Raw genomic sequence first — 9,407 nt, 5'->3', positions numbered from 1 at the left:
CCCCGCCCCGCCCCGCCGCGCCCCGCCGCGCCTCGCGAACGCGCCGGACCGGACCTCGTCGCCGCTCGAACGTGTGAGCAGCGCTGTTCGAGCGCACTGGTCACACGCTCGGTGGAGGAGAACACGGCGAGCGTGACACCAGCGCTTCGCCACAGCGCTCACGACACTCTCGACGTCGTCGCGGAACGAGGCGGCGGCCCGTCGCCCGCTCGGGTGATCACGTCGCGAACGCCCTCTCCTCGCGTCTGCCGCTCCCAGCGTCCGGACCGGACGAGAGGGGTACGCGTGAACGACCTGTCTGCCGTGCTGCTGCCCGACGGCCGCGGGCGACGTCGTGCGGTCCGCGCTCACCGGCATCCTGCTCCCATGAGGAGGCTCGCCGGGAACGGCCGACTCCACCTCCACCGAGTTCGACCTGAGACTGCCCCGGACCATGATCGAACCAGTCTCCTGTCGAACTCGGCGGGAAGGGGCTGGACGGGCTTGGCAGACTCGACGGTATGACGGCGAGTCTGATCCCGGCCCGGCCCGCGATCGTCACGGTCGACGACGATCCCTCGGTGTCTCGTGCCGTGGCCCGCGACCTGCGACGCAGGTACGGCGAGCACCACCGGATCGTGCGCGCCGAGTCGGGCGAGCAGGCGCTGGAGGCGTTGCGCGAGATGACGTTGCGCGGTGACGACGTCGCCGTGCTGCTGGCCGACTTCCGGATGCCCGGCATGGACGGGCTGCAGTTCCTGGAGGCGGCGATGGACCTGTACCCGGTGGCGCGCCGGGTGCTGCTGACGGCCTACGCCGACACGGACGCGGCGATCACGGCGATCAACGTCGTCGATCTCGACCATTACCTGCTCAAGCCGTGGGACCCGCCGGAGGAGAAGCTCTACCCGGTGCTCGACGCGCTGCTGGAGGCGTGGCGGTCGTCGGACCGGCGCCCGGTGTGCGAGACACGGGTCGTCGGGCACCGCTGGTCGGCGCGCTCCAACGAGGTGCGGGACTTCCTGGCGCGCAACCAGGTGCCCTACCGCTGGTACCCGTGCGACGCCCCGGAGGCCGCGCGGCTGCTGGCGGCGGCGAACCTCGACGGGGAGACGTTGCCGGTGGTCGTGACCCCGGCCGGGGAGACGCTGGTCGCCCCGGGCGACGCGGAGCTGGCCGAGCGGGTCGGGTTGTCGACGACGCCGGCGTCGGAGTTCTACGACCTCGTCGTCATCGGTGGTGGCCCGGCGGGGCTGGGCGCGGCGGTGTACGGGGCGTCGGAGGGCCTGCGGACGGTGCTCGTGGAGCGCACGGCGACGGGCGGGCAGGCCGGGCAGAGCTCGCGGATCGAGAACTACCTGGGCTTCCCCGACGGGGTGTCCGGCGCGCAGCTGACCGACCGGGCCCGGCGGCAGGCGGTGCGGATGGGCGCGGAGGTACTCACGGCACGCGACGTCGTCGGCCTCGACGTCGACGGGTCGGGGCGCACGGTGCGGTTCGCCGACGGGTCGGCGATCACCGCGCACGCGGTGGTGCTGGCGACGGGTGTGTCCTACCGGGAGCTGGCCGCGCCGGGGCTCGCGGAGCTGGCCGGGCGCGGCGTCCACTACGGGTCGGCGCTGAGCCAGGCGTCGAGCTGCACCGGCGACGACGTGTACATCGTCGGCGGCGCGAACTCGGCCGGGCAGGCGGCGGTGTACTTCTCGCGGCACGCGAAGTCGGTGACGCTGCTGGTGCGCGGGCCGTCGTTGGAGGCGTCGATGTCGCACTACCTGATCGAGCAGATCGCGGGCATCCCCGAGATCACGGTGCGCACGGGCACCGAGGTGGTCGAGGCCGAGGGCGACGGCCACCTGGAGCGGCTGCGGCTGCGCGACCGTCAGACCGGCGCGGAGGAGGTCGTCGACGCGCCGTGGCTGTTCGTGTTCATCGGCGCGGCCCCGCGGACGGACTGGCTCGACGGGCTCGTCGCCCGTGACCGGGCGGGGTTCGTGCTCGCCGGCCCGGACCTGTTGTCGGGCGGTGCGCGTCCGGCGGGCTGGCCGCTGGACCGCGACCCGTACCTGTTGGAGACGAGCCAGCCGGGGGTCTTCGTCGCCGGTGACGCGCGGGCCGAGTCGGTGAAACGGGTCGCGTCGGCGGTCGGCGACGGGGCGATGGCCGTGTCGCTGGTGCACCGGTACCTGGAGCGGTCGTGAGCGCCCCGGAGCAGGTGGTGCCCGACTGCACGCCCTCGTTGCTGCGTGGGCTGTTCCTGTTCGAGAAGCTGTCCGACGACCAGCTCGACTGGCTGTGCCGGGAGGGTTCGGTCGAGCGGTTCCCGGTGGGGCCGGTCTACACCGAGGGTGACGTCGCGACGTGCTTCTACGTGCTCGTCGAGGGCGCGGTGGTGCTGCAGCGACGCTCCGGCGACGAGGACGTCGAGGTCGAGCGGACCGAGCAACCCGGCGTGTACGCCGGGGCGTGGCACGCCTACCTGGGTGACCGGGTGCCGCAGACCTACAACAACACGTTGCGGGTGACGCGCCCGTCGACGTTCTTCGTCCTCGACGCCACCGCGCTGCAGGAGATGATGCGCCAGTGGTTCCCGATGGCGCTGCACCTGCTGGAGGGTCTGTTCTTCGGCATCCAGAACACGCAGCAGGCCGTCAGCCAGCGTGAACGCCTGCTGGCGCTGGGGTCGTTGTCGGCGGGGCTGACCCACGAGCTCAACAACCCCGCGGCCGCGGCGGTGCGGGCGACGGCGCTGCTGCGCGAGCGGGTGGCGGGGATGCGCCACAAGCTCGGGATGATCGCGGGCGGCTCGCTCAACCGGGTCGCGCTGCAGGCGTTGACCGAGATCCAGGAGGAGGCGGCGGAGCGCGTCGCGAAGGCGCCGACGCTCACCCCGATCGAGGCGGGCGACCGCGAGGACGCCCTGTCGGACTGGTTCGACGACCACGGCATCGCCGACGGCTGGGATCTCTCGCCGACGTTCGTGCAGGCCGGGCTCGACATCGACTGGTTCGAGCAGGTCGTCGCCCGGGCGGAGGCCGCGGGTCTGTCCGGTGCGCTCGAGGGCGCGGTGCGCTGGCTGAACTACACGGTCGAGACCGAGCTGCTGATGAACGAGATCGCCGACTCGACGACCCGGGTGTCGACGCTCGTCGGTGCGGCCAAGCAGTACTCGCAGATGGACCGCGCCCCGTACCGGACGACGGACCTGCACGAGCTGCTCGACTCCACGCTCGTGATGCTGGCGCGCAAGATCGGCGACGTCCGCGTCGTGAAGGACTACGACCGGTCGCTTCCGCCGGTGCCCGTCTACGCCGCCGAGCTCAACCAGGTGTGGACGAACGTCATCGACAACGCGGTCGCGGCGATGGGCGGCGCCGGCACCCTCACGGTGCGGACGGCGCGTGACGGCGACCGGGCGCTCGTGGAGATCGGCGACACCGGGCCCGGCATCCCCACCGGCATCCGGAGCCGCATCTTCGAGCCGTTCTTCACGACGAAACCGTTCGGCGAGGGGACCGGGCTGGGCCTGGACATCTCGTGGCGGATCGTGGTGAACCGCCACCGTGGCGACATGGGCGTCGAGTCGGTGCCGGGCGACACCCGGTTCCGGGTGCGGCTGCCGCTGCAGCCCAGTGCGGACGAGGCAGCCGAGGAGGCAACGCAATGACGGACATCGATCCGGCGGTCGCACCGTCCGGCCCCGGCTGCGTCGAGTGCGACGAGGCCGGTGGCTGGTGGTTGCACCTGCGGCGCTGCGCGTCGTGCGGGCACGTGGGCTGCTGCGACTCGTCACCGTCGCGGCACGCCAGGGGGCACGCCGCCGCGACCGGGCACCACGTGATGCGGAGCTACGAGCCCGGTGAGGACTGGTTCTGGGACTTCAGCACCGAACGTGCCGTCGCCGGCCCGGTGCTGGCCGATCCGCAGCACCGCCCGCTGGACCAGGCCGTTCCGGGTCCGGCCGACCGGGTCCCCGCCGACTGGCGTCACCACCTGAACTGACCGTGAGGTTGTGATCCACGTCGTCCGGATGTCGCCACCGTCGTGCCCGGTCGCCATACTGGTCCGGCAACGCGACTGGCGGCCGGCGGGTGGGCAACCACCGGGGAGCTGATCGACGCGCGGATCGACCGCCTGGGTCCGCAGTGCCGAGGAGCCGCGATGTCCGCGCCCACGACCGCCCGCCTGCTGCCCGGAGCTCCCGTCGCAGAGGCAGTCCTCGCCGACGTCCGCGAGCGCGTCGCCGCGCTGCGCGCCCGCGGCACCGCCCCGGGGCTGGCCACGATCCTCGTCGGTGACGACGACGCGTCGGCCGGCTACATCCGCATCAAGCAGCGCACCGCGGCCGAGCTGGGATTCGAGTCGTTCCACGAGCATCTGCCGGCGACGGCGTCGCAGGCCGACCTGCACGCCGTCATCACGGCGTTCGGCGCCGAGTCCGGTGCGCACGCGCTGCTCGTGCAGCACCCGCTGCCGGCCCATCTCGACCACGAGGCCGCACTCGCCGTCATGGACCCCGAGCAGGACGTCGACGGGATGCACCCGCTCAACCTGGGCCGCCTCGCCGCCGGGCTGCCCGGGCCGGTGCCCTGCACGCCCGCGGGCATCGAGGCGCTGCTGGCCCACCACGAGGTCCCGGTCGCGGGCCGGCACGTCGTGATCCTCGGGCGGGGTGCGACGCTCGGCCGCCCGTTGGCGCTGCTGCTCTCGCAGAAGCGGGCGACGGCCGACGCCGCGGTCACCGTCGTGCATTCGCACGTGCCCGACTGGGACCGGCACACCCGCGAGGCCGACATCCTCGTCGCCGCGGTCGGCGTGCCGGGGATCATCCGGCCCGAGCACGTGCGACCGGGCGCGGTCGTCGTGGGCGGCGGGGTCCGGTACTCGGGGCGGAAGCTGCTCAGCGATGTCGACGACGCCGTCGCCGAGGTCGCGGGCGCGATCACCCCGCGGGTCGGCGGTGTCGGCCCGACGACCGTCGCCATGCTGTTCCGCAACGCCGTGGAGTGCGCGGAGCGCGCCACCGCCTGACCCACCCGGATCCGGTGCGTACGGCGACGGCGACCTCGCCCTACGCACCGGATCAGCGTGAGGCGGTGCGGGCGCGCAGGACCGGGACGGCCAGCACCACCGCGGCCGCGGCGGTGCCCGCCATCGTCACAGCCATCACCAGGGGGCTCACCCCGCCCGCCGACGCCGCCGGCGGGATCAGCGCACCCGTCAGGAACTGGCCCAGCCCGAGCAGTGCCGACGCGGCGCCGGCCGCGGCGCCCTGGCCGGACATGGCCAGTGCGGTGGCGTTGGGCATGATCATCCCGACGGCCCCGACGATCACGAACAGCGGCGGCAGCACCGCCCACACCGAGCGGGTCAGGAGCACCCCGGCGACGAGCACCAGCGCCGCGACCAGCGCCGCGACGACGGCGACACCGAGGAGCCGGTGCGGTCCGACGCGGTCGACGAGCCACGCCGACAGCCGGCCGGCGAGGACGATGCCGATCGCGTTGACCGCGAACACGATCCCGTAGAGCTGTGGGGAGAGGCCGTACCCGTCGCCCTGCAGCACGAAGCTGCCCATCGCGATGTAGACGAACATCGAGCAGCACCCGAGGGCGAGGACCGCGGCCGGGGCGAGGAGGGTCCGGTCGCGGGCGACGGTGCCCAGCGCGCGCAGCGTGTCCCGCGCCCCGCCGGTGCGGCGCCGGGCGGGCGGCAACGTCTCGGGCAGCGTGCACGCCGCCACGAGCAGCACCACCCCGATGCCGGCGAGCACCACGAACACGCCGCGCCAGTCGGTCACGCGCAACAGCTGGCTGCCGATCACCGGAGCGAGCACGGGTGCGGCCCCGCTGACGACCATGAGCAGGGCGAACACCCGTGCGGCGGCCCGCCCCTCCCACTGGTCGCGCACCATCGCCCGGGCGACGACGATCCCGACCGCGCCCGCGAGCCCGCCGACCAGCCGCAGCACCAGCAGCACCTCGATCGACGGCGCGAACGCGCAGGCCAGCGACGTCACCGCGAACAGGGCGACACCGACCAGCAGCGGTGTCCGGCGGCCACGGCGGTCCGACAGCGGCCCGGCGATCAGCTGGCCGACGGCGAGCCCGACCATGCACAGCGACATCGTGAGCTGGGCGGTCGCCTCGCTGGTGTGCAGGTCGTCGGTCAGCTCGGGCAGACCGGGCAGGTACAGGTCCATCGACAGCGGCCCGAACATCGACAGCCCGCCGAGTGCGACGATCTGCCGCAGCGGCGGACGGGTCCGGTCCGGGGCGGGCACGGTCCGGGTCTCGCTCGTCACCCGACGATCATCCGTTCCGTGGCCGTTGCGCGCCAGCGGGTCTTCCGTCGACCGGAACCTCCGTCGAGGATCAGCCCGCTTCGGGGAGACCGACCTCGGGTGCGGGAACACCGCGGGCGGTGAAATCGGCGAGGCAGCGCCGCAACAGCGCCACGCTGCCCTGGTCGGCGGCGAGCCGGGCGGCGGTGGCGAGCCGTTCGGCGGCGGTGTCGTGGTCGTCGTCATGGGCGGCGCGCATCCGCAGCGCCTCGGGCAGCCACCAGCTCTCGTCGCGCGCCCGGACCCCGGCGACGGCGGCGTCCAGGGTCGTCCGCGCCTCACCGGTGCGACCGTCGCGGGCCGCGAGGTCGGCGCGCAGCGACAGCCAGTACGGCATCCGCACGAGCGCGGCCTTGCCGGTCAGCCCCTCGATCCCGCGGTCGGCGAGGTCGGCACCGGCCGCTCCGCCGCGGCACCAGCCGTCGAGGACCATCGCCCATTCGCGGTAGTAGGTGAAGTCGAAGCGCGCGCACAGCTCGCGCAGCTCGGCGACGGTGTCGCGCAGCGCGTCGCGGTCGTCGCGCAGCTGGTGGGTGACGGCGCCGTAGCCGAGCGCCACGGCGAGGCCGTAGGAGCTGCCGGTGGTGCGTGCCAGCTCGATCGCGTCCCGGCACGTCGTCAGCGCCGCCTCGTCGTGGCCGAGCAGCCAGTGCGCGTGCGCGGCGAATGCGCGGCCGTGCACGTCGGAGCGGGTGCCGACCGACAGCGGTGGGTTGCCCCCGATCTCGGCGGACCGGTCGAGGTGGCGCAGCGCCTCCGCGGGACGGCCCAGGATCAGCTCCGAACCACCCACCGCGAAGTGGGCCGGCCCGGCGAGCTCCGAGCCGGCGTCGACGAGGCCGAGGGCGCGCGAGGCGGTGACGTGCGCGGCGGTCACGTCGCCGCTCACGAACTGCGACGACCACAGCCCGACGAGGCCCGAGAGCGTCGCCCCGCGGTCGCCGAGTGCGGTGGCCAGCTCGACCGAGCGTTCCAGGGTGTCGCGCAGCCGCGGCGAGGAGTAGCCGTGGAGCGCGTTGAGCGGCGCCGCCGTCGCCTCCAGCACGGCGAGCTCGTCGGTGTCGCGGCCCCGGCCCGCCGGGGCCGCGGCCAGGGCCGAGCGTGCCTCGTCGAGGAGCCGGACGGCCTCGGCGTGCGCGTACCGGCCGCTCGCGACGGCGGCCGCGCGCCGGTACCAGCCGACGGCGCGGGCGCCGCGTCCGCCGCGGGCGTACTGCTCGGCGAGCTGTGCCGAGACCGCGTCGAGGTCGCCGGCGTGCAGGACCTCCAGCGCCCGGGCGACGCGGCGGTGCGACAGCCAGCGCGTGGGTGGGCCGGCCTGCTCGTAGGCGCAGGCGCGCAGCAGGTCGTGCGCGAAGTCGTAGCCGTCCCAGGTCTCGCGCAGGATCCGCTGCCGCCACAGCTCGTCGACGGCGGCGACGACGGCGTCGTCGGGCAGGTCGGAGGCGGCACCGAGCAGGTCGAGGGTGAAGTCGCGGCCGACCGCGGCGGCGAGGCCCGCGACCGCGCGGGCGGGCGGGCTCACGGCGTCGAGCCGGTGCCGCAGGACGCTGCCGAGGTCGCCGGGGTCGCCGGGGTCGACACACCGCACCGCCTCGACGACGTGCAGCGGGAAGCCACCGGTCGTGGCCTGCAGCAGGGCCGCGGCGTCGTCGTCGAGGGGGTGCCCGGTGGCCGCCGCGGCGAGCGTGGCGGTGTCGGCGACCTCGAAGGGGTGGACCTCGATCTCGGTGAGCCCCTGCGTCGTGCGCATCCGGGCGAGCCACTCGGGCAGCCCCGGCTCCTGGTCGGGGTCGGCATCGCGGGCGGTGGCGGCGACCAGCAGCGGCGCGCCCGTGGCGGCGCCGAGGCAGAAGGTGAGGAACGCCAGCGTCTCCTGGTCGCACCAGTGCAGGTTGTCGACGACCAGCAGCAGGGGCCGGTCGACGGCCACCAGTGCCCGGGTCACGGCGTCGAAGAGCCGGTGGCCCTGCCAGGTGTCGGTCGTCGCCTCGGGGGTGCCCGCGGACGGGACGAGCCGGTCGATCTCGGCCTGGCGGACCGGGTCGAGACGCTGTGTCGCGGCCCGGATCTCCGGTGCGCGCAGCCAGTCCGCGACCGGCGCGAGCGCGAGCCTGCCCGCGCTGCCGAACCCCTGGGTGACGGCGACGACCGCGCCCGCCCGCCGGCACTCGGCGGCCAGCTCGGCCACCAGCCGGGACTTGCCGACGCCCGGCTCGCCGCGCACGACGACCAGCCCCGGCCGGTCGGCCGCGGCCCGCCAGGCCGCGCGCAGCCGGGCCAGTTCGTCGGTGCGTCCGACGAGCCGTGCGGCGGCGGGCCCGGACCGCACCCGGGCAGGTGGGGCCGTCTGCGGCGCGGTGGGTGCCAGCAGCCGCTCGAGCGTCGCCCGGGTCCGCGGGTCGGGGTCGACGCCCAGCTCGCGTTCGAGCACCGACGCGCACCGGTGGTAGGTGCTGACGGCGGCCGCCCGGTCCCCCGCCGCGGCCTGCAGCTCCATCAGCCTGCGGTAGCCGGGCTCCTCCAGGGGCCGCAGCCCGACCCGCCTGCGCGCGGCCGCGATCGCGGCGTCACCGGTGTCGCGGCCGGCGATCATGTCCAGCAGGTCGACGCACTGCTGTTCCAGCTCGGCACGCGCGTCGAGCACCCAGTCGTCGAACCCGCCGGGCATGAACTCACCGCGGTAGCAGGCCACGGCCGCGCCCGCCCTGGCCAGCTGCTGTTCCTCGTCGCCGGCCGCCGCGGCCGCGCGGGCCGCGGCCCGGACCAGCGCGAACGAGCGCACGTCGGCCCGGCAGGTGGGCGAGTCGGTCCAGCACAGGTCGCGGGCCGTGACGACGAGCGCGGGGTCGTCGCCGAGCATCGCCTTCACGCGGTGCAGCTCGCGACGCAGGTTGGTCAGCGCCTGGTCGTCGGCGGAGTCGGGCCAGAACAGCGCGGCCAGGTGCTGACGGGTCTGCGGCACACCGGCGTGCACGACGAGGTAGGCGACCAGCAGCAACGCCCGCGACGACCGCGCCCGGACGCGTCCGTCGTCGTCGGTGACCGACTGCTCCCCCAGCAGGTTGACCTGCAGCATCGCGGCTCC

Annotated in this window: 6 protein-coding genes and 1 riboswitch; of the genes, 4 read left to right on the top strand and 2 right to left on the bottom strand. The window is 74.7% G+C overall.

Annotation, left to right across the window (positions count from 1 at the left end; all coding sequences use genetic code 11):
• Positions 1 to 500: 500 nt before the first annotated feature.
• From PSU4_RS20250 to PSU4_RS20235, 4 genes are all read left to right on the top strand, one after another.
• The gene (locus tag PSU4_RS20250) at positions 501 to 2,177 is read left to right on the top strand and encodes an NAD(P)/FAD-dependent oxidoreductase (RefSeq protein WP_147110685.1); all 1,677 of its coding nucleotides are present in this window, start codon (positions 501 to 503) and stop codon (positions 2,175 to 2,177) included.
• Complete coding sequence (locus PSU4_RS20245; protein WP_246115237.1) at positions 2,174 to 3,643, top strand: ATP-binding protein; 1,470 nt, start codon at positions 2,174 to 2,176, stop codon at positions 3,641 to 3,643. The genes PSU4_RS20250 and PSU4_RS20245 overlap by 4 nt, the downstream gene beginning before the upstream one ends.
• Entirely contained in the window at positions 3,640 to 3,978 is a 339-nt protein-coding gene (locus PSU4_RS20240; RefSeq protein ID WP_147110682.1) for a UBP-type zinc finger domain-containing protein, read from the top strand. The genes PSU4_RS20245 and PSU4_RS20240 overlap by 4 nt, the downstream gene beginning before the upstream one ends.
• 61 nt (positions 3,979 to 4,039) lie before the next feature.
• Positions 4,040 to 4,123: riboswitch (ZMP/ZTP riboswitch) on the top strand.
• 14 nt (positions 4,124 to 4,137) lie between these two features.
• Entirely contained in the window at positions 4,138 to 5,007 is an 870-nt protein-coding gene (locus PSU4_RS20235; RefSeq protein WP_147110679.1) for a bifunctional 5,10-methylenetetrahydrofolate dehydrogenase/5,10-methenyltetrahydrofolate cyclohydrolase, read from the top strand.
• Positions 5,008 to 5,059: 52 nt separating this feature from the next.
• Here PSU4_RS20235 and PSU4_RS20230 read toward each other — a convergent pair whose 3' ends face one another.
• A complete protein-coding gene (locus PSU4_RS20230; RefSeq protein ID WP_147110676.1) occupies positions 5,060 to 6,280 on the bottom strand; it encodes a multidrug effflux MFS transporter in 1,221 nt (406 codons plus the stop codon).
• A gap of 70 nt (positions 6,281 to 6,350) precedes the next feature.
• Positions 6,351 to 9,398 carry an ATP-binding protein gene (locus PSU4_RS20225; RefSeq protein WP_147110673.1) on the bottom strand — a complete coding sequence of 1,016 codons (3,048 nt, stop codon included), beginning with the start codon at positions 9,396 to 9,398 and terminating at the stop codon, positions 6,351 to 6,353.
• Positions 9,399 to 9,407 lie beyond the last annotated feature (9 nt).

It is taken from the genome of Pseudonocardia sulfidoxydans NBRC 16205 (assembly GCF_007989085.1).
Lineage (GTDB): Bacteria > Actinomycetota > Actinomycetes > Mycobacteriales > Pseudonocardiaceae > Pseudonocardia > Pseudonocardia sulfidoxydans.
This window is presented reverse-complemented; position numbering and strand designations above follow the sequence as displayed.

Bases quoted from the DNA above. Each gene is read 5' to 3' on its own strand.
- PSU4_RS20250 (WP_147110685.1), top strand. From the start codon at position 501: ATGACGGCGAGTCTGATCCCGGCCCGGCCCGCGATCGTCACGGTCGAC.
- PSU4_RS20240 (WP_147110682.1), top strand. From the start codon at position 3,640: ATGACGGACATCGATCCGGCGGTCGCACCGTCCGGCCCCGGCTGCGTC.
- PSU4_RS20235 (WP_147110679.1), top strand. From the start codon at position 4,138: ATGTCCGCGCCCACGACCGCCCGCCTGCTGCCCGGAGCTCCCGTCGCA.
- PSU4_RS20225 (WP_147110673.1), bottom strand. From the start codon at position 9,398: ATGCTGCAGGTCAACCTGCTGGGGGAGCAGTCGGTCACCGACGACGAC.